Source organism: Bacillus sp. JJ1566, from assembly GCF_036962685.1.
Lineage (GTDB): Bacteria > Bacillota > Bacilli > Bacillales > Bacillaceae_L > Ferdinandcohnia.
The window spans coordinates 60282-81726 of the sequence record NZ_JBALOP010000044.1 but is presented as its reverse complement, the minus strand read 5'-3'; the positions used below and the strand labels follow the sequence as shown (position 1 = coordinate 81726).

Here is a 21445-nt window from a genome sequence, read left to right as displayed (position 1 = left end):
AGTTTACACCGGCGTTTCTCTCTTGTGAAAGGGAGAAACGCATAGAAAGTAGGGATTATCTAACATGAAAAAGAGAAAATTTAACGTTGGATATTACTATTTATTACCGGCAATCATTATTTTGATCGTTTTGATTGGGTATCCAATTATTTATAACATCGTCTTAAGTTTTCAAGATGTAAATTTAAGTAATCTTGGCTCCAGTGAAAAACCATTTATCGGTTTTGATAACTACACTGCCATTTTTTCCGATTCTTTATTTAGGGATGCATTCCTAAATACACTTTTCTTTACAATCATTAGTATCATTTTACAGTTTGTCATCGGTTTTGCTTTAGCGCTATTTTTTAGTCTTGATTTTAAGTTAGCACCACTTCTTAGAGGATTAACAATGGTTGCATGGATTTTACCAGCGACAGTAGTAGGTATCTTATTTGAATTCTTATTTAGTGAAAGTGTTGGTTTATTAAATGCAATTCCTATGATGCTTGGTTTGATTGATACACCGATTGCATGGCTAAGTGAACCAACAAGAGCGATATGGGCTGTTATTTTAGCAAACGTTTGGGTAGGAATTCCATTTAACATGTTATTAATTTCAACAGGTATTACAAGCCTCCCGAAAGAAATCTATGAAAGTGCCGCAATTGATGGAGCAACATGGTTACAACGATTGATTCACATTACGATTCCACTGTTGAGACCTGTCCTTTTAATCGTAGCAATGCTTGGTTTTATCTATACATTCAAAGTGTTCGATTTAATCTATGTTATGACAGGTGGAGGACCAGCAAACTCTACTGAAGTACTTTCTACCTTATCGTATAGATACTCATTTGGTCATTTCAATTTTGGATTGGGTTCTGCAGTAGCAAATGTATTGCTCTTTGCATTATTAATCATTAGTTTAATTTATATTAAGATGACCCGTAGTGATGAGGTGATAGAATGACGACGAAACGAAAAAACATCGTTTTAAGCATCATCGGGATTTTGTTTGTTGCTATATATCTATTTCCTTTATATTGGATGTTTATTACTTCAGTAAAGAGTCAAAAGGAAATATTTCAAATTCCACCTACATTTTTTCCTGAGAATATTCAATTTGGTTCCTATCTCGGACAGTCAGGATCTGACTTGATACAAATGTTAATCAATAGTGTTATTATTGCATTTACATCAATGCTCATTGTTTTAATTGTTTCAGTTCCGGCCGCCTATGCAATGGCAAGGTTTAAAATGAAACTAACTAAACATATTTTACTATTTATTTTACTAACGCAAATGATTCCAGCGACCGTTGTTTTGGCACCTTTGTTTATTTTATTTAATAATCTAGGCATTTTAAATACGTACCTGGGTCCTATATTACTGAACTCTACTGGAGGAATCGCCTTCTCCATATTACTATTACGTTCCTATTTCCTATCTGCCCCAAAGGCATTGGAAGAAGCCGCATTAATTGATGGATGCAATCAGTTCACAGCTTTCATAAGAATCATCATTCCAACAGTTAGACCTGGGATTATGGTTTGTGGCGCAATTTCGTTCTTATTTGCGTGGGGGGACTTAGTTGCGAGTTTAACCTTTATTCGTGACCAATCAATGTGGCCATTAACAGCAGGAATATACAATGCGATTGGACGATATGGTGTTCAATATGACAGCATCATGGCATATTCAACAATTGTAACAATTCCAGTTGTTATCTTGTTCTTAGTATTACAAAAGGACCTTGTAAAGGGATTAACGAGTGGCTCCGTTAAAGAATAAGGAAGGAAGAATGAAATGACAAAATATTTAAATCAACCGGTTGATTATAAGCAAGAGTTTACGAATATTGAAAACCTCTATCATATGGGAATGAAAGTAACGACTTTTGATACAGCAAAGGGAGAAGGAAAAATCAAATGGGAAGCCCATAATCGGAAAAGAAGATTTTCCTTTAACCAAATTGAAATTCCTTTTGAAAAGCAAGAAAAAAATTGGATTTTCCCAAAGGCGTATGTAATTGAACCTGAGGCAAGCTTCAAGTTGTACTTTTATTCCGAAAACACAGTAAGATTCCGCATCTCTACAAGAGAAACGGAATTGACTGAAAAACAATCAATTATGCTGGTTGACAATGTAGCACCAAAAGATCCAGCAGAATGTGGATGGGAAAGCCAACAAATTGAGGATGGCGTCATTTATAAAAGTCCAGAGGGTTCAGTAGAAATCCACTTTTCACCTTGGAAACTAATTTTCAAGGATAAGGACGGAAAAGTATTAACTTCCACACAAAATATTAAAGATACTACTTCTTTAAAAAATGATACACCAATTCCATTTTCATATGTGAATAAGCTTACTGACAGACGTAATATTATGGCTGCAAGCTTCACCTTGTCACCTGATGAAAAAATCTTTGGAACAGGTGAATCATTTACAAGATTAAATAAAAGGGGACAATCAATAGATCTATACACAATGGATGCAATGGGGACCCTCAGCAAAAACATGTATAAACCGATTCCTTTTTATATGAGTAGCAACGGGTATGGAATGTTCGTACACACATCTACCCCGTTAACATTTGATTTTGGTGAGACATATGATAGCAACTGTGTGATTTATTCAGGCGATGAAGAATTCGACTTCTTCTATTTTATTGGAGAGCCTAAGAAGGTGCTAAGTGAGTATACTTCGATTACCGGTAAATCACCAATGCCACCACTTTGGTCATTTGGATTGTGGATGAGCCGAATCTCTTATTTCTCTGAAGAAGAAACTCGAGATGTTGCAAATAAACTAAGAGAATATCAAATCCCTGCAGATGTTATTCATTTAGATACAGGATGGTTTGAGGAAGATTGGAAATGTAACTATAAATTTTCCGAAACAAGATTTGATAATCCAGCAAAAATGATTAAGGATTTGGATGAGCAAGGTTTTAAAGTTTCATTATGGCAATTGCCTTATTTCACTCCAGAAAATGAATTATACAATGAAATTGTAGAGAATGGATACGCAATCAAAAGCCTACATGGGGGATTACCAACTGAGGATGCTGTACTAGACTTTACAAATAAAGATGCGGTTAATTGGTATAAAGAAAAGATTGCAAACCTACTAAATATGGGTGTTGCTGCAATTAAAGCAGACTTTGGAGAAGGAGCTCCGTTTGAAGGAGTTTATTCAAACCAAACTAGTGGATTGTACGAGCATAATCTATATCCATTAAGATACAATAAGGCCGTTTCGGAAATAACGAAGGAAGTCCATGACGAGCATATCATTTGGGCTCGAAGTGCATGGGCAGGAAGCCAAAGATATCCAATCCATTGGGGCGGAGACGCGGAAATAACAGACAGCGGAATGGCAGCAAGCTTACGTGCCGGTCTATCCCTAGGGTTAAGTGGGTTTACGTATTGGAGCCACGATATGGGTGGATTTACGCAAGAAAGCCCGAAAGATCTCTATTCAAGATGGTTAGGATTCGGTATGCTAACGTCTCATAGTAGGGCTCACGGCCAACCTCCTAAGGAACCATGGGAATATGATGAAGAATTTGTTGAATTATATAGAAAAAGTGCAAATTTGAAGTATTCATTAATGCCATATATCTATTCGCAAGCTTATATTTCTTCTGCTAATGGATGGCCAATGCTCCGTACCTTATTCTTTGAATTTAATAATGATCCAACTACTTGGTACATTGAAGATCAATATATGTTTGGGTCTGATTTATTAGTAGCGCCTTTATTTGAAGAAAGTAGAGTAAGAAAAGTATACTTACCTGAAGGTGTGTGGGTAGATTATCAAACACAAGAAGTATATGAGGGAAATAAGTGGCATACAATCGAAGCCAAAGAACTTCCAGTTCTTGTGTTTGCAAAACAAGGAGCGGTTATTCCACATGCTCAGATTGCCCAAAGCACAAGTCAAATAGATTGGGAGAACGTCGAACTTAAAGTCATTGGTGAAGCAGAAGAGTATGCTTGTGATTACTATGCACCTAACAGTAATGAATTAGGAAAAATCATTGTAAAAGCAGAGAGTAAAGAAGTTAAAACAACTAACATTAACAAAGATATAAAATTTTCAGTCAATAAATGAATAAAACAGTTTGAAATCTGAGAATAAATTTAATGAAACATAAGAGCCGTAATCTTAAACGAGAGATTACGGCTCTAAGTTTACTCTAATGGGAGGGAACAAACATGATCACTATCCGTGATGTAAAGACAATATTAACAGCACCTGATGGAGCGAACCTAGTAGTTGTGAAAATTCAAACTTCAGAGCCAGGTTTGTATGGCCTGGGGTGTGCAACTTTTACACAGAGACATTTAACAGTGTATTCAGCAATTGAAGATTACTTAAAACCATTTTTAATCGGAAAAGATGTTCATCGTATTGAGGATATATGGCAATCTGCAATGGTAAGTGCTTATTGGCGAAATGGGCCAATTATGAACAATGCTATTTCTGGTGTGGATATGGCTCTTTGGGATATTAAAGGGAAATTAGCGGGAATGCCCTTGTACCAATTACTTGGGGGGAAAGTACGAGAAGCCGCCCATGTGTATGTTCATGCTGATGGAAGAGATAAAGAGGAGGTTGCTGAAAATGTAAGTGCCTTCATGGAGAGGGGATTCCGTTATGTCAGAGCACAACTTGGAGACTATGGTGGAGAAAAACATCAAGTCATAAAACCCGAAAATGCACTTGAAGGCTCATATTTCGATCCAAAGGCATATATGAGAAAAACAATAGAACTATTTGAACATTTACGGTCAACGTTAGGTTTCGAAGTTGAATTACTGCATGATATCCATGAAAGACTTACACCAATTGATGCAATTACATTTGCTAAAGAGCTGGAAAAATTCAAATTGTTCTTTTTGGAGGATGCCCTTCCACCTGAACAAGTAGATTGGTTTAAAATGATGCGCCAGCACACATCTATTCCAATTGCAGTTGGAGAATTGTTTAATAACCCTAATGAGTGGATGAATCTTATAAAAGATAGGTTAATCGATTTTATTCGAATACATACTAGCCAAATTGGTGGAATTACACCTTCGAAAAAAATTGTGTCCACCTGTGAAGCATTTGGCATTCGTACAGCATGGCATGGGCCAAAGGATGTTTCCCCAGTTGGACATGCAGCAAATCTACATTTAGATATTAGCAGTCACAACTTTGGCGTTCAAGAGTTTAGTTTCTTTAATGAGGCAACACAAGAGTTATTTCCAGGCTGCCCTGAAGTGAGAAATGGGTATTTATATCCGAACGATAAACCTGGATTGGGAATTGACATAAATGAACAGTTGGCTGCTAAATACGAATGTAACAATTCGTTGCCTGAATGGATGATGGCTAGGCTACCAGACGGTACTGCAGTTCGACCATAGATTGCATGTGAATAAACTTACCTGTAAATAAGATAAAAAAAGCAGCTCACAGAAGAGTTGCCTTTTTTGATTTGCACTACAATTATAATTAACCATTTAATTTAGGATTGTGGAAACTAAAATTACATGTTGGTACGTACCTATTTCTCTATCCATTGATAAAGTTATCGACTATGAAAGCTGTGATACCTAAGGACGTTGAGTATTTTCCAAGTTTTGAGAAGTCGAGCTGTAGGTCGTTTTGGTGGAATCCAAGTGTGTGTTTTTCGATTGTATTCAAGATTGGTGCTTCAATCCAAACTTTAGCTTGTGCTAATCGGTTTCCGATGATAACTTGCTCCGGGTTAAAAGTATTAATGATATTGTTAATACCAAGTCCGAGATAGTGACCAATCTCTTCAAACAGACTTTTCGCTTTATCATCTCCGTTTTTTGCTAATTGGATTAGCTCATCCAATGAACTGATGCTTGCCTCAGCCATTTCGAGTAATGCTTGCTCAGATGCATATGCTTCCCAGCACCCGCGACTACCACAGTTGCAGCGTTTCCCGTTCATATCAATAATCATATGCCCCATTTCACCGGAGAATCCATTTTTTCCTTTGTATAGTTCTTTGTTTACGATGATTCCAACACCAATACCAATACCAGCACTAATGTAAAGGATGTTTTCTTGATCTTGTCCTACACCAAATTGTTGTTCACCAACAGCACCAGCATTTGCTTCATTTTCAATAATAACAGGAACTTTGAAAAGCTTTTCAAGGTCTTCTTTTAACTGGATATTGCTCCATCCGAGGTTTGGTGCTAGGAGAATGTAACCTTCATTGTTCACGATTCCCGGCACACCAACTCCTATACCAACAATTCCGTAGGTGCTTTTAGGCATTTCATCCATAAATGATTGAATCATACTTTGAACAATACCCATTGTTGTCGCGTAGGTAGTGCGAATTACACTTTGATTTCTTTCTAGTAGAATATTTCCTTTTAAATCGGTGAGGACAGATAATACATAATTTACACCGATATCTATCCCAATTGCATATCCAGCATCCTTATTAAAATGCAGAATCACGGGTCGGCGTCCACCACTTGAAACCCCTGGACCAGATTCAAAAATCAGATCTTCGTCTAATAATTCAGCTACTAATGTAGAAACTGTAGTTTTATTTAAGCCTGAGATTTGAGCGATGTCTGCACGTGAGATAGGCTCTTGTTCCATAATCAATTGCAAAACGAGTGCCTTATTATTTTTTTTCACAACCTGTTGGTTCCATGTCATCTTTCCCACTGAAAAAAAACTCCTTATATGGTATTGTATTTATTTTACCACAAACTTAGTATGATGGATATACGAACATGAAACTTGTTGTAATAAAGGGGTGAGGGATAGTTTAGATAAGTGTAAAACACAATAAATAAATATTTTTATAGATACTTAGTTTATTGTATAGACAAACATAGTAGCCAGTGCTATAATTTTAGTATAAGAAGCTTATAGGTTTTAAGCTTGAATAGTCTTGAAAGCATTTACACAAAATCACTAGGAGGAACACCAATGGCTTATTTCGAATCGATTAATAAAATTCAATATGAGGGAGCAAAATCAACAAATCCTTTTGCATTTAAATACTACAATCCAGAAGAAACAATCAATGGCAAGACAATGGAGGAGCTTCTTCGTTTCTCTGTTGCATACTGGCACACATTTACTGCAAATGGGTCAGATCCCTTTGGAGTTGGAACTGCACTCCGTCCATGGGATAACCTTAAAGGACTAGATTTAGCAAAAGCACGCGTTGAAGCGTCATTTGAGCTTTTTGAAAAATTAAATGTTCCATTCTTTGCTTTCCATGATGTTGATGTTTCACCAGAAGGAAGCACATTAAAGGAAACGAACGAAAATCTTGATGTCATTGTAGCGATGATTAAAGATTATATGAAAACAAGCAAAGTTAAGCTACTTTGGAATACAGCAAACATGTTTACAAATCCACGCTATACTCATGGTGCTGCTACTTCTCCAAATGCAGATGTATTTGCTTATTCTGCAGCAAAAGTGAAAAAAGGCTTAGAAGTAGCGAAAGAGCTTGGTGCTGAAAACTATGTGTTCTGGGGTGGACGTGAAGGTTATGAAACACTACTCAACACAGATATGAAACTTGAAATGGACAACTTAGCTCGTTTCTTCCACATGGCAGTTGAGTATGCAAAGGAAATTGGATTAAATGTTCCATTCTTGATCGAGCCAAAACCAAAAGAGCCAACAAAACATCAATATGATTTTGATGTAGCAACTGGCCTAGCATTTTTACAAAAATATGATTTAACAGATTACTTCAAGTTTAATATAGAAGCAAACCATGCGACACTTGCTGGTCACACATTTGAGCATGAATTAAGAACAGCTCGTATTAATGGTATGCTTGGTTCAGTTGATGCAAACCAAGGGGATACATTACTTGGCTGGGATACGGATGAGTTCCCAACAGATTTATACACAAATACATTAGCAATGTATGAAATCCTAAAAAATGGTGGACTTGGTAAGGGCGGTCTAAACTTCGATGCGAAGGTAAGAAGAGGTTCATTTGATACAGATGACCTATTCCATGCACATATTGCAGGTATGGACGCATTTGCAATTGGCTTAAAAGTAGCAAATAAACTAATTGAAGATAAAGTACTTGTTGGCTTTATAGAAGAACGCTACAGCAGTTATACGAAGGGCATCGGCTTAGACATCGTTGAAGGAAGAACAAACTTCCGTGAGCTTGAAGCATATGCACATCAGTTAACAGAAATTAAAAATACATCAGGTAGAACTGAGCGTCTAAAAGCGTTAATTAACCAATATCTATTAGAAACACTTTAATACATTAAGGAATGTGCTGGGCGTCCGCGACTCCAGCACATTTTTATAGAAAAGGATGATACGGATGAAATATGTAGTCGGTGTGGACCTTGGGACCAGTGCGGTAAAGATTTTGCTTGTGAATCAAAAAGGGGAAGTGGCAGCCGAGGTATCAAAATCATATCCTCTCATTATTGAAAAATCAGGTTATAGTGAACAAAATCCAGAAGAATGGGTTGAAAAAACAACAGCGGGTCTTAAGGAACTAATTGAGCAATTTGATGGGGATGTCAAAGACATAGAAGGCATCAGTTTTTCCGGACAAATGCACGGACTTGTTCTGCTAGATAAAGAAAACCAGGTATTACGAAACGCCATTCTATGGAATGACACAAGAACCACAAAACAATGTGAGGAAATCTATGAGACTTTTGGTAAGGAACGTCTTTTAGAGGTCACAAAAAACCCTGCTTTAGAAGGTTTTACATTGCCAAAAATCCTTTGGGTAAAAGAAAATGAGCCTGAAGTGTTCGAACGCTCAAGCGTATTCATGCTTCCGAAGGATTATTTACGCTATCGAATTACGGGTGCTATTCATATGGAGTATTCGGATGCAGCTGGAACATTGATGCTAAATGTGGCAAAACGTGAATGGAGTCAGGATGTATTAGAGACTTTTGGACTTACATCTGAATTCTGTCCACCACTTGTGGAGTCCCATGCGCTTGTTGGCACAGTTACACCTGAATTTGCGGATATGACTGGTCTTTCTAGTGAAACGAAGGTGTTTGCTGGAGGTGCTGATAATGCTTGTGGTGCCATTGGTTCAGGCATTTTATCTGAAGGAAAAACACTTTGCAGCATCGGAACCTCAGGCGTTGTGTTGTCATATGAAGATCGGAACGATCTTGATTTTGAAGGTAAGGTTCACTATTTTAATCATGGTGAAGAAAATACGTATTATACGATGGGCGTTACACTTGCGGCAGGCTATAGCTTAAGCTGGTTTAAGGATACGTTTGCAAAAGAAGAAGCCTTTGATCAATTGTTAGATGGTATCGATGAAGTACCTGCAGGTAGCAATGGACTTTTATTCACCCCATATCTTGTTGGGGAGCGGACTCCACATGCTGATTCCAACATTCGCGGTAGCTTCATTGGTATGGATGCAGCTCATGAACGAAAACATTTTGTACGTGCAGTCCTTGAAGGCATTACGTTTTCATTAAACGAATCAATCGAGATCTTTAGAAATAGTGGAAAAACAATTGACACCATTATTTCAATCGGTGGCGGTGCGAAAAACGAAACGTGGCTGCAAATGCAGGCTGATATTTTTAATGCAAAAATAGAAAAATTAACTTCCGAACAAGGTCCTGGGATGGGAGCAGCGATGCTTGCGGCATATGGCTGTGGTTGGTTCACATCATTAAAAAACTGTGCTGGTGCTTTCCTTCAAACCTCCAAAACATATGAACCAATTCCGGAAAATGTGGAGGTATATAAGAAGCTATTTACAATTTACCAACAGATTTATATACAAACAAAGACATTAAATGAGCAATTGAGAGAGTTTAGAAAGTAAACTTCAACACAGGCATCTGTCCTTAGGGGGCAGAAGCCTATTTTTTTTTGCAGTATTTTTCTTCTGTAAAAGTGTTATAATTGAATAATTATTTAGAATTTTACGCATTGAGGTGCAACATGGCAAAACGCATTGGTATTTATTTCGGGGGACTCGCCCTTACTGCTCTAGGGATTGCTTTAATTATTCGCTCATTAATCGGGGCAGGACCATGGGATACGGTGGCTGTAGGGTTGACCGATCAGTTAGGATTGACGATTGGAACATGGTCAATTTTTTATCTCAGGCCACTTTTACAGTGATTACTTGGATTCTTGAAAAGACGAGACTGCGAATTGAATCGGTTATTCCAATCTTCATTCGGAGTGTTTTTGTAGATGTTTGGTTTTATATTGTTTTAGGGAATGTCGATTTTTCATCGTCTTGGGAGCTACAGGTTGTCAGTTTCGCAATTGGACTCGTGTTTGCGGGAATCGGGATTGGCATTTATATGGAGGCGAATTTGCCTAAGACGCCAATTGATGGAATGATGGTGGCGATAAGCAGTCGGTTCAGCTTGAGTTTCAATAGCGTGAGAATGGGCATTGAAATTACAGGTGCCTTCCTCGGGTTTGTTTTAGGAGGTCCTGTAGGGCTTGGTACTTTAGTTATCGCATTGTTATTAGGTAAAATTATTCAGGTTGTAAATAATAGAATGAAGAGAATTATGCAGGTGTCGAACGCGACTCATTCTTTTTAAAAGGTACTCAAACTAACTACAATTTGATAAAATGAAGTGAATCTAAATTTGAGGTAATGAATATGAATCCGTTAACAAACTATATTGAATTTAATAGAGACAAGTGGGCGGAATTGCGCAATAAAACTCCGTTATTGTTGACTGCCGAAGAGCTTGAGAGCATTAAAGGTATAAATGATGAAATTTCACTTCAAGAAGTAGAAGAAATCTATCTACCATTGACTCGTTTAATTAATTTAAAAGTGGAAGCTTCGCAAAAGCTAGAAGGGGTAACCAATTCCTTTTTAGACTATAAAGCTAAAAAGGTTCCATATATTATTGGTATTGCGGGAAGTGTTGCAGTTGGCAAGAGTACCGCAGCAAGAGTACTTCAAACTCTATTATCGCGGTGGGATAGCCATAAAAAAGTAGGATTAGTTACAACCGATGGATTCTTATATCCAAATGCGACCTTAGAAAGTAAGGGACTTATGAGTCGAAAAGGGTTTCCCGAAAGCTATGATACTCAAAAATTAATACAATTTATGATGAAAGTGAAATCCGGCAAACCGAAAGTGGAAGCACCGCTGTACTCCCATTTAACGTATGATGTATTGAAAGATAAAGTTGAAGTGATTAATCAACCAGATATTTTAATTGTGGAAGGGATTAACGTCCTGCAAGTCAGCAAATCCCATTCTGTATTCGTCAGTGACTTTTTCGATTTTTCCATTTACATTGATGCGGATGTGCGGAATATTAAGAAATGGTACATTGAACGATTTCTGATGCTGCAAAAAACAGCTTTCCAGAATCCAATGTCGTATTTCCACCGTTACACGACTTTGTCACAGGACGAAGCTATCCAAACAGCAACCGATATCTGGGAAGAAATCAATGCAAAAAATTTACGGGAAAACATCCTGCCTACACGTCGCCGGGCCAAAATCGTACTAAAAAAAGGCCGGGAGCACTTAATGGAGAAAGTCTATCTGAAGAAATTTTAGAATGGTTCCCTGTCCGAGACTTCGGTTTATTATACAGAAAAAGGCATGGTTCAGACCATGCTTTTTAAACGTGTTTCTCAAAAATTAGTTCGAAATATGTTGCAGCACCTGAAGGGCCGGTTGGGGGAGTTAGTACCTGTACAAGTCTCCATCCATCTTTTGCATGTTCATGAATAATCTCATGATAATCTTGCTCAGGCTTAGATTCCAGAATTCCTTTTACAACTAACTTAATAAATTTGTATTCATACATTGGCTGCACCTCAAAAAAATTAAACTATATTAGTATTACGATTTATCTAAAAAAAGGTTTCACTTTTTAAATTGATAGAAAAAATCACGAATCTACCTCCATCCTACAACTGTACTTGGGACGTCGAACCTGTCCCTCTTTCCCATTCCATGTCAAGTAAATACCGATTCTCATCAGCTTTTCAAAAGATCCCGATTTCCATATTTCGAGGTAATAATGACTTTCTATAATCTGCATTAAGTAGATCTTATGATTTTGGAAAGAATACGAGTGTTGGACAGAATTGTTCAAACGTTCCTTACGTAACGTTTTCTGATAAATTGGAGTCTAATTTTATATTAGAAAAAAATTGGGGAGGTAGCCTATGTACAAAAAGGGATTGCTTATAGGTTTGATTGGTATACTTTCCATTGTCTTAATGAGTGGCCTACTATATTTCAATTTTAAAAAGGATCAAAGTCAAGTAAATGAACAGACTGCTCCTAGTGAGGAATCCGTTCAGCAAGATGAAAGTGATGAAATAAAGGAAGACCAGGAGCAGCCTTCTGACGAAATGCATTCCATTGAGCGGGTTGAGGAAATTATTTCATTAGCAAAAACAGGGCAAGTCTCACATGCTCCTTTTAAAGCCGGACAGACGAAATTTGAGGAAATTCAGAGCCACTGGGGTAAACCACAAACAGTTGATGAAACGACGATTGGAGATTTCGCGGTTTATCCAGACCATGATGTGACAATAGGAATCAAGGATCAGCTTGCTTTCGATATTCGATCTTACCATTCTGAATTAACTACCATTCATTTTGAGGATATAAAAAATATAATGGATGAACCAGATGAGGTTAAGTATTATCAAGATGAAAATGTGAACCAAATGATCTTAATCTATCAAGTGAATCCCGATTTTCAGTTGAAGTGGATTTTACCAAGGTCGACTGAGCAAAAGCCTAATCCGACTGTTCATCATATTTCTGTTGTAACAGAAATTCAAAAAACGGCCGATGAGAATGAAGGACTAAGCTTAGACGAAAAAATTGGCCAAATGATATTTGCAGGAATTTCAGGAACAAAAATGAATTCTAAGATGAATGATTTAGTTACGAAATACCATATCGGGGGTATCATTTTTAATGGTGACAATTTAGTAAATCCGAAACAAACTGTAACCTATTTGAATAAAATCAAGCAAGCAAATCAAGGAAATATTCCTTTGTTTTTGGGTGTTGATCAAGAGGGCGGACGAATCTCGAAGCTGCCAGGAGGATTAATTGATTTTCCGACCAATCTAGATATTGGAAAAATAAATGATCCAACTCTATCATTTGAAATCGGAAAAGTCCTTGGAGAAGAGCTACATGCATTTGGTTTTAATGTAAATTTTGCCCCAGTACTTGACGTTAATAGTAACCCGAATAACCCTGTAATTGGGAACCGTTCTTTTAGCAGTGATCCGGAGATAGTAAGTATTCTAGGGATTCAAACAATGAAAGGTCTGCAATCGCAATCAATTGTTTCTGCAGTCAAGCATTTTCCAGGACACGGGGATACATTAGTTGATTCCCATCTAGAGTTGCCTAAGGTAAATAAAACGCGTGCCGAGCTTGAAAGTCTGGAACTCATCCCATTTCGAGACGCTGTAAATGATGGTGCAGACATGGTGATGATTGGCCATATTTTAGTTCCGGCTCTTGATAAAACCTTTCCGTCGTCCATGTCAAAAAAAATTATCACGGATATTCTGCGTAATGAACTAGGTTTTAATGGTGTGGTTATCACCGATGACTTTTTCATGAAAGCAATTACCAATGACTATGATATTGGTGCGGCAGCGGTTCAGTCCATAAATGCAGGCAGCGACATTGTCATGGTCGCACATGATTATAACAAAGTGGTCCAAGTCCGAAATGCGATCAAAAATGCAATCGCAAACGGAGAAATTTCTGAGAAGAGAATCGATGAAAGCGTGGCAAGAATCCTACACCTAAAAGAAAAATATAAATTAAGTGATTCACCCGTAAAACCAGTGAAAATCGATTCTTTGAACCAAGCAATCAAACGAGTGCTTTCTAGATAGTAGGGAAGGGGTTCGTTCTATTCAAGAATAGAGCTGCCTCTATTTTTTACGCAAAAATGTAAAGGTAAGACAAATTTTTAGGGTTTTAAACAGGGCATTCCATTATAAGATGCCCTGTTATTATTGGGGCGAAATGAAAGGTAGGTGTCCTTCCTTAAGTGGGTGTCGTTTTTTGCTCTCTAGGGGCAGAATGGATGTTATCCTCTCCCCTATTTGTAATCACCAGTTCAATGTCTGTTCACACACCGTTTATAAAATAAGGCTATCACGTGGGGACATATTGTCCTGAGTTTGGAGGAATGAAGATGAGTTGGCGTTGAAGGAAATGAGGAAGAATAGGGTGCGGTTTTTGATTTTGGGTTCGATTGTGTATCTTGTGAGTTTCGTTGTGTTCTTCCTAATCACACTATTTACAAAAAAGTAGCAAGTCAAGTCGGCTTAGGTACCCTCTGACCCACGAAAATTTAGGTACCTTCCCTATCAATTGTGCATAGGATATTTTATCAAATTGTGGAGGGATCCCGAAGACATGTATTATGTACCTTATGTGCATCCATATTACCATCACCACCATCAACCGTATTACCATCATCACCACCATCATCCATATTATATGAATGTACCTATGCATCAATGGAATCATTGGGGTTATGATCAAAGAGAAAAACATAGTTTAAGAGACCATGGGAAAAAGCCATATGTAGTCAATATTAATGAAGCTACAAAACAAAACAATACGTATCGTACTGCGATTTGGACTGGTGACCACTTGCAGGTGACTTTAATGAGTCTCCATGTTGGTGAAGATATTGGGCTGGAGATGCATCCGCATGTTGACCAATTCTTGCGTATTGAACAAGGGCATGGCATTGTTCAAATGGGGAATAGTAAAAACCATTTGGACTTTGTGCGCGAGGTCAATGAAGACTCGGCTATTTTCGTACCGGCTGGTACCTGGCATAATTTAACCAATACAGGTCACATCCCGTTAAAGTTGTATACCATTTACGGGCCACCAAACCACCCATTCGGCACAGTTCAAAAGACGAAAAAGGAAGCTAAACACGAGCATCATTGAGCATAATTTCAATGTGCGAAAAAACATATGTCACTTTATCCAGCTAAAATGGGCAGAGCCAAAAACTCTGCCCATATTTTATAGGAGTTTATTCAGAAATTGAAGCCATGCCAAATCCTTTTACAGAAACTTTAATAAAGAATAACCGAATACGGCTTTTCATAGTATGTAACGAGAGAGGAGGCGTTTCAAATTGAGTGATGAGCGTGAGATGAACAGAAACAGCAAGGATAAGCAGTTAGACCAATTCCGTGTGGATGATAAAGGCAAAAAACTTACAACAAATCAAGGATTAAAGGTATCGAATGATGAATTTTCTTTAAAAGCAGGAGTTCGTGGCCCCACCATTATGGAGGACTTTCATTTTCGTGAAAAAATGACGCATTTTGATCATGAACGAATTCCTGAACGGGTTGTTCATGCTCGTGGCTTTGCGGCTTTTGGTGAATTTCAGGTGTACAACACGAGTATGAAGCAGTACACGAGAGCAAAGTTTCTGCAGGATCCGACTGTAAAAACACCGGTATTTGTTCGATTCTCTACAGTCGTAGGCTCACGAGGTTCAGCTGATACGGTTCGAGATGTGCGGGGCTTTGCAACCAAATTTTACACGGAAGAAGGTAATTATGATTTAGTCGGTAATAATATACCGATCTTTTTTATCCAGGATGCGATTAAATTCCCAGATATGGTGCATGCAATCAAACCGGAGCCCAACAACGAGATTCCACAAGCATCCTCTGCCCACGATACATTTTGGGATTTTGTCGCGAATAACCAAGAAACCGCCCATATGATCATGTGGCTGATGTCAGATCGGGCAATTCCAAGAAGCTTCAGGATGATGGATGGATTCGGAGTTCACACTTTCCGTTTCGTAAATGGGGAAGGCAAATCACATTTTGTTAAGTTCCATTGGAGATCCAAACTTGGCGCACATTCTCTTGTGTGGGATGAAGCGCAAAAGATTTCTGGAGAGGACCCTGACTTCCACCGCCGAGACCTATGGGAGAACATCGAGAAAGGGAATTTCCCTGAGTTTGAATTAGGTGTGCAAATTATTGGTGAAGAAGATGAGTTTAAATTTGAATTTGATATTTTAGATGCCACTAAAATTTGGCCAGAGGAAGATGTTCCAGTACACATCATTGGAAAGATGACGTTAAACCGAAATGTGGATAATGCATTTGCGGAAATTGAGCAGGTTGCCTTTCATCCGGGAAATGTGGTGCCAGGTATTGACTTTACAAATGATCCGTTGCTGCAGGGACGATTATTCTCTTATACCGATACCCAGTTAATCCGACTTGGTGGACCTAACTTCCATGAGATTCCGATTAACCGCCCGGTGTGTCCATTTCATAATAATCAGCGTGATGGCTATCACCGGCAAACGATTAATGTGGGCAAAGTGAGCTATCACAAAAATTCATTGGCGGGAAATACACCTTCACCTGCAAGCGTGGAAGAAGGCGGATTTGCTCATTACCAAGAAAAGGTTGAAGGACGAAAAATTCAAGCGAGAAGTGAGAGCTTTAAGGACCACTTTTCACAAGCGACTCTTTTTTGGAATAGCATGAGTAAGCCTGAAAAAGAACATATTCTCCATGCTTTTCAATTTGAGTTGGGCAAAGTTCAGAGTAAATCTGTTCAGCAGCAGGTGGTAGATATGTTTGCGAATGTTAACCTTGGATTGGCAACTGAAATAGCTGATTATCTAGGTGTGAATCCACCAAAAGGTGGAGGATCGAATGTAAAAAAGTCCTCTCCTGCCCTTAGTCAACTCAATACAAAATTCAGCCAGATGACTAGAAAAGTTGCCGTTATTCTTACGGATGGTTTTAATGGTCCAGATGTAAAAAATGTACTCGATGAATTGAAAGCGAATGGTTTACAACCTGAAATCATTAGTGAAAAATTAGGTGTTGTTAAAGGGTCTGATGGTACCGAGCTTAAGGTTGACCATACCTTTTTAACAACTGAATCGGTACTATTTGATGCGGTACTTATGGTAAGAGGAAGTAGAAAGAGTAAGACGTTTAATAAAGATGCGGCGCACTTTATTCACGAAGCCTTCACACATTATAAGCCAATTGGCGCAATGGGAGAAGGGGAGAAATGGCTAGAAGTGAATCGCATTGAAAACGCTCCGGGTGTCGTTGTGGCAAACAGTAAGGGGCAGTTCACGAAGGACTTTATCAATGCTGTAAAAAGGCATCGGTTTTGGCAGAGAGAACTAGTTTAGTAGTTTCTTGTATCGAGATGTTATTGGGAAGGTTTCTTCTAATTTCAGAAGATAACCTTCCTTTTTGGTATTTATTGAACGGCCGATTAATAATTATCTCTGATACAAAGTCGTCTGTGCAACCCCGAAAAAATACTCAGATTCTACAATAATTTGATTCATTACAACCTTGGTAGTTGGATTGGAACTAATTGGTACATCTTCTAAAAATATGTGCAGGGGAAGTTAATTTATTTGGAAAAGAAAAGGGGAATCGTCCAAATGACGATTCCCTTAGATATTATTTCCCAAGCCCCTGTAAATACTCAACTAATGCATTAATTTGATTATCATCAAGTTGGTCCTTAAATGGAGGCATTCCGGCACTACCATTTTTGATCTGTTCGATTAATTTATCAGTGTCTTTAACAAAGTCGCTATTCATTAATTTTGGCCCATTGTGACCACCTTCACCATTGTCACCGTGACATGCTAAGCAGTTGTTTTTATAAACATCCGCGCCCTCATGTGCAGTTGATTTATTTCCTTCTTCTGCATCTTGCTTCTTATCGGTAGCAGAAGGTTCGTTTGCTGTTGGTGATTTATTAATTTTATCTTCAGGTATATCTTCTAGCGATGTATAGGCACCTTCTAGACTGAATGTGTAAATCTTGTCACCATGGGTAGTTCCAGCAAGTGAGTTACCCGCAGCGAAAATAGAGATATATTGTTTCCCATCAATTTCATATGTGATTGGAGGTGCATTTGCCCCCGCATCCATTTTAAACTCCCATAATTCGTCCCCATTCGTTGCATCAAAGGCGATTACTCGGCCATCATTATGACCTGCGAACAAGAGATCTCCTTTTGTGGTTAATAACCCACTATAAGCGATTGTATCCCAATGTTTCTGCCAAACAATTTTATTCGTTTTAATATCCATTGCTGTAACAACACCACGACCAGGTGCCGTTTTTACTGGCTGCCATACACTTCCGAGCCATACTTCGCCTTCTTTGTAATTATTGGCCTCATCACCTTCATGATGTGAGAATGAGAAATACGTATCATTTGCTAATAAGTAAAAAAGCTCAGTATTTGGGTTATAGGCGGAAGGTGGCCAGTTTGCTCCACCTTGTGGGCCAGGTTTTAATGTAACAAATTCGTCCCAGAATGGGGTGAAGATTTTACCAATTGTGCCTTTCCAGTCATCAGGAAAATCCTTTTTGATATCTTCTTCTGTTACTTCTTGTGGTACGAATGCATCACCCACAGGGAAAGGTTGGGTTGCGGCTGTCTTTTGTCTTTCGTCCTGAGGAACGGGTTTTTCTTCAATACCAATTAGCGGCTTCCCGTTTGTTCTGTCCAATATGTAGACCCAGCCCGTTTTTCCAGCTTGTGCAATTCCTTTTCGCATCGCCCCATCCATTTCAACATCAAATAAAACGACTGGGTTAGGAGCATCCATATCCCAAATATCGTGGTGTACTTCTTGGAAGTGCCATTTGTATTCGCCCGTTTTTGCATCTAATGCTAGAACGGAATCGGAAAATAAGTTATCCCCTTCACGAGTGCTTCCATCAAGGTCTGCAGACGGGTTACCAGTAGAGAAATAGATAAGACCTAATTCAGGATCGATGGCTGGTGTTTGCCATACAGCTGCACCACCTCTTTTCCAAGCATCGGTGTCCTTTGGCCAAGTGTCATGTCCAACTTCATCAGGACCTGGAATGGTGTGGGTTCTCCAAATCTCTTTGCCCTTGTCTGCATCATATGCGGCAACAAACCCACGGATACCGTATTCACCTCCGGCAATCCCCGTATATACCATCCCATTATAATAAAGAGGTGCGCTCGTGATGGTATAACCTTTGTTCCAATCTTCCACTGTAGCTTCCCAAATAAACTCGCCTGTTTTTTGATCTAAGGCAATTAATCTTGCATCTAAAGCACCTATAAATACTTTTCCGTCACCTAACGCTACACCGCGACTTGTCCAGCCGCAGCATACGGTATCTAAGTTTGCTGCTAATTCAGGACGGTATTCCCAAATTAATTCACCCGTTTTGGCATCAATGGCTTGAACATCGTTAGCTCCTGTAATCGTGAACATAACCCCATCATAAACAATCGGCGTTGCTTCACCTGAATATTTGAACTCATAGCCAGAGCCAAGACTTGTGACCCATTCAGCTTTTAATCCTTTTACATTTGATTTAGTGATTTTATCTAACGGAGAGTATCTTCCATTAAAAATATTACCACCGTTCGTGATCCAATCTCCTGCCGGTGCTGCAGTTAACTCATCCGCTGAAAATTTAGGAGCTATTTTCCCAGGATAGTCCTTGTGCTGTACTGAGAAATGCTTATCATTGTCTACCTGATTTTCTTTTTCTTGGTTTTCAACGCCTTGCTTGGTCTGTTCTTCTTCACCGATGTTTTGTGAAATAATCACACCAGCCCCGATGGCGAGTACAAGTAGCAAGCCGATGATAATCCATCCAAACTTACCCATACCATAAAACCCCTTTCCATAGTGATAATGGTGATAAATGTTAAAAAGATTTTTTATAATTTACCCTCCATTAAGTAAAATAATCCTTTATTGAGATAAAAGTTGAGGGGGGATTTCAGGCTTTAATCATATTTGTAAAGAAACAGGGAAAACTTTCTTCAATGAATTTGTAAGCAAAACTGTTGTCATGGTTACTTAATCTGTGTTATTTTTAAGTTATGTAACATTAGTAGGAGGATAAACGGATGGAGTTTGTCGATCCAATTCGGGACGTCAACAAAATAAATGACATCAAAGCTGTATTAAAAAAGCAGTCCCAAAGAGATCTATTGCTTTTTGTATTTGGGATAAATACTGGGATAAAGGTAAGTGATTTACTCTCATTACGTGTTGAGGACGTGTGGGATGAATCGGGAATGAAAGAATTCCTATATGTAAAGGATGCAACAAGCGAGGAAGTAAAAGCTTATTATTTAAACAATATGATAAAGAATGAACTGAGTGAGTATTTAGAAACTCTAGAATATAAAGGCAGTGACTTTTTATTTAAATCAAAAAAGGATAACCAGCCAATCTCCAGACAACAGGCCTATCGGATCATCAATCATGCTGCAAAAGAGGTTGGGATTCCTGGTAAAGTCGGCATGCATACGCTTCGGAAAACATTTGGTTATCACGCCTATCTAAAAGGAATTGCGATATCCATCTTAATGGACATCTATAACCATCATTCCCCATCAGAGACATTCAAATATATCGGAATTAACAAGGAAGAGCAGAATTTAGTGAAAGTAGATGTGAATTTATAAATTTATTCGCGGATCAAAGACTAAGAGCGCAACGTCTTTGTGACCCACATTGTTTTGACCTAAAAAACCCCCACCATGGAGGTGGAGGTATTATAAAAAGTTATCATCATCTATATTTGTATGCATATCTACATTTGTAAAATCAGTTACGATATCATCATTTACTTGGACCTGTAAAGTCTTCTGGTCTTTCATAAATTTAAAAATACCGTTATTAAAGTCTGTGCCGAATTCTTTAAAAAAGATTCCTTCGTAGATAACATCTCTTGTATGTTTAAAAATAAGACGATATTCATTATCCTCTTTTACTAGATATGCACGAACACCTTTTTCAAATTGTCCTTCAGTATTTTTGAGATAACGTGCAACTGAAATAATATGAAGGTCGACAAAGGGAATTTCTTTTAATAGTGAGTTTATAATCGAGCCTTTTGCGATTTGCTCCCAACGACTTTGGGCGGTTTGACCGAGTATAATTTGGGTAATGTTTTTTTCTCTCGCAACATCTGCAATTACTTTTGAAATTGGTCTTTTTTCATTGTCTTTAATAATAAACGCATCCGCACTATGTTGCTCAGCTAGTTCTTTCCATCTAGTAATGTAATTTACCTTTTCAGGGTCAAGATCATCGAAAGGCTTTGGATCAACGGTTAGGATATAAAGTGGGCAATCTAGCATTTTTGCAATCTTGCAACCACGTTGGATCAGACGTTCACCATTTGGCCCATAATAGACACAGACAAGAATACTCTCGTCCATACGTTCTTTTATCATTTTCATTATTACTCACCTCAGAGTTGATGTGAAATCATTGGCCTAGCCAATTTCCGTTTCATAAATACCTAGAAAATAAGGAATCCTTATAGAAAGTCCCTTTATTAGCCGGGCTTACATTTAACACACCACCTAATTAAATACCCTTGGCG

General features: G+C 38.3%; 17 protein-coding genes. 13 read left to right on the top strand and 4 right to left on the bottom strand.

Translation table 11 applies throughout. The annotated features are described in order from the left end of the window. Positions 1-64: 64 nt before the first annotated feature. The 4 genes from V7112_RS17200 to V7112_RS17185 all read left to right on the top strand — a co-directional run bounded on the left by V7112_RS17200 (position 65) and on the right by V7112_RS17185 (position 5399). Entirely contained in the window at positions 65-952 is an 888-nt protein-coding gene (locus tag V7112_RS17200) for a carbohydrate ABC transporter permease (RefSeq protein ID WP_335422034.1), read from the top strand. Further along, positions 949-1773 carry a carbohydrate ABC transporter permease gene (locus V7112_RS17195; protein WP_335422032.1) on the top strand — a complete coding sequence of 275 codons (825 nt, stop codon included), beginning with the start codon at positions 949-951 and terminating at the stop codon, positions 1771-1773. Before V7112_RS17200 ends, V7112_RS17195 begins: the two co-directional genes overlap by 4 nt. A gap of 15 nt (positions 1774-1788) precedes the next feature. Further along, the gene (locus V7112_RS17190) at positions 1789-4098 is read left to right on the top strand and encodes a glycoside hydrolase family 31 protein (protein WP_335422030.1); all 2310 of its coding nucleotides are present in this window, start codon (positions 1789-1791) and stop codon (positions 4096-4098) included. 104 nt (positions 4099-4202) lie between these two features. Then, positions 4203-5399: an enolase C-terminal domain-like protein gene (locus tag V7112_RS17185; protein WP_335422028.1), complete on the top strand. Its 1197-nt coding sequence runs from the start codon at positions 4203-4205 to the stop codon at positions 5397-5399. 148 nt (positions 5400-5547) lie between these two features. Here V7112_RS17185 and V7112_RS17180 read toward each other — a convergent pair whose 3' ends face one another. Further along, positions 5548-6684 (bottom strand): ROK family transcriptional regulator, encoded by a 1137-nt coding sequence (locus V7112_RS17180; RefSeq protein ID WP_335422111.1) that lies wholly within the window; start codon positions 6682-6684, stop codon positions 5548-5550. Positions 6685-6960: 276 nt separating this feature from the next. On the opposite strand from V7112_RS17180, the gene xylA reads away from it, so the two are divergent. The 5 genes from xylA (at position 6961) to coaA (ending at position 11566) form a co-directional block, all read left to right on the top strand. Then, the gene (xylA, locus tag V7112_RS17175; RefSeq protein WP_335422026.1) at positions 6961-8277 is read left to right on the top strand and encodes a xylose isomerase; all 1317 of its coding nucleotides are present in this window, start codon (positions 6961-6963) and stop codon (positions 8275-8277) included. A 64-nt stretch (positions 8278-8341) separates the two neighbouring features. Next, a complete protein-coding gene (xylB, locus tag V7112_RS17170; RefSeq protein WP_335422025.1) occupies positions 8342-9841 on the top strand; it encodes a xylulokinase in 1500 nt (499 codons plus the stop codon). A 119-nt stretch (positions 9842-9960) separates the two neighbouring features. Beyond that, positions 9961-10143, top strand: coding sequence for a hypothetical protein (locus V7112_RS17165; protein WP_335422023.1), 183 nt, complete (start codon positions 9961-9963; stop codon positions 10141-10143). Next, positions 10140-10580 carry a YczE/YyaS/YitT family protein gene (locus V7112_RS17160; protein ID WP_335422020.1) on the top strand — a complete coding sequence of 147 codons (441 nt, stop codon included), beginning with the start codon at positions 10140-10142 and terminating at the stop codon, positions 10578-10580. Before V7112_RS17165 ends, V7112_RS17160 begins: the two co-directional genes overlap by 4 nt. Positions 10581-10642: 62 nt before the next feature. Then, a complete protein-coding gene (gene coaA, locus V7112_RS17155; protein WP_335422018.1) occupies positions 10643-11566 on the top strand; it encodes a type I pantothenate kinase in 924 nt (307 codons plus the stop codon). Between the two features lie 64 nt (positions 11567-11630). On the opposite strand, the gene V7112_RS17150 is transcribed toward coaA, so the two are convergent. Then, positions 11631-11819, bottom strand: coding sequence for a DUF4177 domain-containing protein (locus V7112_RS17150; RefSeq protein WP_335422017.1), 189 nt, complete (start codon positions 11817-11819; stop codon positions 11631-11633). Between the two features lie 364 nt (positions 11820-12183). Here V7112_RS17150 and nagZ point away from each other — a divergent pair, with 364 nt between their 5' ends. The 3 genes from nagZ (at position 12184) to V7112_RS17135 (ending at position 17216) form a co-directional block, all read left to right on the top strand. Continuing rightward, positions 12184-13893, top strand: a complete 1710-nt coding sequence (nagZ, locus tag V7112_RS17145; protein WP_335422015.1) for a beta-N-acetylhexosaminidase — start codon at positions 12184-12186, stop codon at positions 13891-13893. A 529-nt stretch (positions 13894-14422) separates the two neighbouring features. Continuing rightward, a complete protein-coding gene (locus V7112_RS17140; protein ID WP_335422012.1) occupies positions 14423-14971 on the top strand; it encodes a cupin domain-containing protein in 549 nt (182 codons plus the stop codon). Between the two features lie 211 nt (positions 14972-15182). Then, positions 15183-17216: a catalase gene (locus V7112_RS17135; protein ID WP_438823908.1), complete on the top strand. Its 2034-nt coding sequence runs from the start codon at positions 15183-15185 to the stop codon at positions 17214-17216. Positions 17217-17496: 280 nt separating this feature from the next. Here V7112_RS17135 and V7112_RS17130 read toward each other — a convergent pair whose 3' ends face one another. Then, a complete protein-coding gene (locus V7112_RS17130) occupies positions 17497-19710 on the bottom strand; it encodes an outer membrane protein assembly factor BamB family protein (protein ID WP_335422008.1) in 2214 nt (737 codons plus the stop codon). A gap of 245 nt (positions 19711-19955) precedes the next feature. Between V7112_RS17130 and V7112_RS17125 the strand changes: the two genes are divergently transcribed. Further along, on the top strand, positions 19956-20519 hold the full coding sequence (locus V7112_RS17125; RefSeq protein WP_335422005.1) for a tyrosine-type recombinase/integrase: 564 nt from the start codon (positions 19956-19958) through the stop codon (positions 20517-20519). A 90-nt stretch (positions 20520-20609) separates the two neighbouring features. On the opposite strand, the gene V7112_RS17120 is transcribed toward V7112_RS17125, so the two are convergent. Further along, positions 20610-21299: a universal stress protein gene (locus tag V7112_RS17120; RefSeq protein WP_335422003.1), complete on the bottom strand. Its 690-nt coding sequence runs from the start codon at positions 21297-21299 to the stop codon at positions 20610-20612. Between the last annotated feature and the right edge of the window lie 146 nt (positions 21300-21445).

Coding starts and splice junctions, on each gene's coding strand:
- V7112_RS17140 (WP_335422012.1), top strand. CDS start 14,423: ATGTATTATGTACCTTATGTGCATCCATATTACCATCACCACCATCAA.
- V7112_RS17125 (WP_335422005.1), top strand. CDS start 19,956: ATGGAGTTTGTCGATCCAATTCGGGACGTCAACAAAATAAATGACATC.
- V7112_RS17190 (WP_335422030.1), top strand. CDS start 1,789: ATGACAAAATATTTAAATCAACCGGTTGATTATAAGCAAGAGTTTACG.
- V7112_RS17165 (WP_335422023.1), top strand. CDS start 9,961: ATGGCAAAACGCATTGGTATTTATTTCGGGGGACTCGCCCTTACTGCT.
- V7112_RS17120 (WP_335422003.1), bottom strand. CDS start 21,299: ATGAAAATGATAAAAGAACGTATGGACGAGAGTATTCTTGTCTGTGTC.
- xylA (WP_335422026.1), top strand. CDS start 6,961: ATGGCTTATTTCGAATCGATTAATAAAATTCAATATGAGGGAGCAAAA.
- nagZ (WP_335422015.1), top strand. CDS start 12,184: ATGTACAAAAAGGGATTGCTTATAGGTTTGATTGGTATACTTTCCATT.
- xylB (WP_335422025.1), top strand. CDS start 8,342: ATGAAATATGTAGTCGGTGTGGACCTTGGGACCAGTGCGGTAAAGATT.
- V7112_RS17150 (WP_335422017.1), bottom strand. CDS start 11,819: ATGTATGAATACAAATTTATTAAGTTAGTTGTAAAAGGAATTCTGGAA.
- V7112_RS17185 (WP_335422028.1), top strand. CDS start 4,203: ATGATCACTATCCGTGATGTAAAGACAATATTAACAGCACCTGATGGA.
- coaA (WP_335422018.1), top strand. CDS start 10,643: ATGAATCCGTTAACAAACTATATTGAATTTAATAGAGACAAGTGGGCG.
- V7112_RS17130 (WP_335422008.1), bottom strand. CDS start 19,710: ATGGGTAAGTTTGGATGGATTATCATCGGCTTGCTACTTGTACTCGCC.
- V7112_RS17180 (WP_335422111.1), bottom strand. CDS start 6,684: ATGACATGGAACCAACAGGTTGTGAAAAAAAATAATAAGGCACTCGTT.
- V7112_RS17195 (WP_335422032.1), top strand. CDS start 949: ATGACGACGAAACGAAAAAACATCGTTTTAAGCATCATCGGGATTTTG.
- V7112_RS17135 (WP_438823908.1), top strand. CDS start 15,183: ATGAACAGAAACAGCAAGGATAAGCAGTTAGACCAATTCCGTGTGGAT.
- V7112_RS17200 (WP_335422034.1), top strand. CDS start 65: ATGAAAAAGAGAAAATTTAACGTTGGATATTACTATTTATTACCGGCA.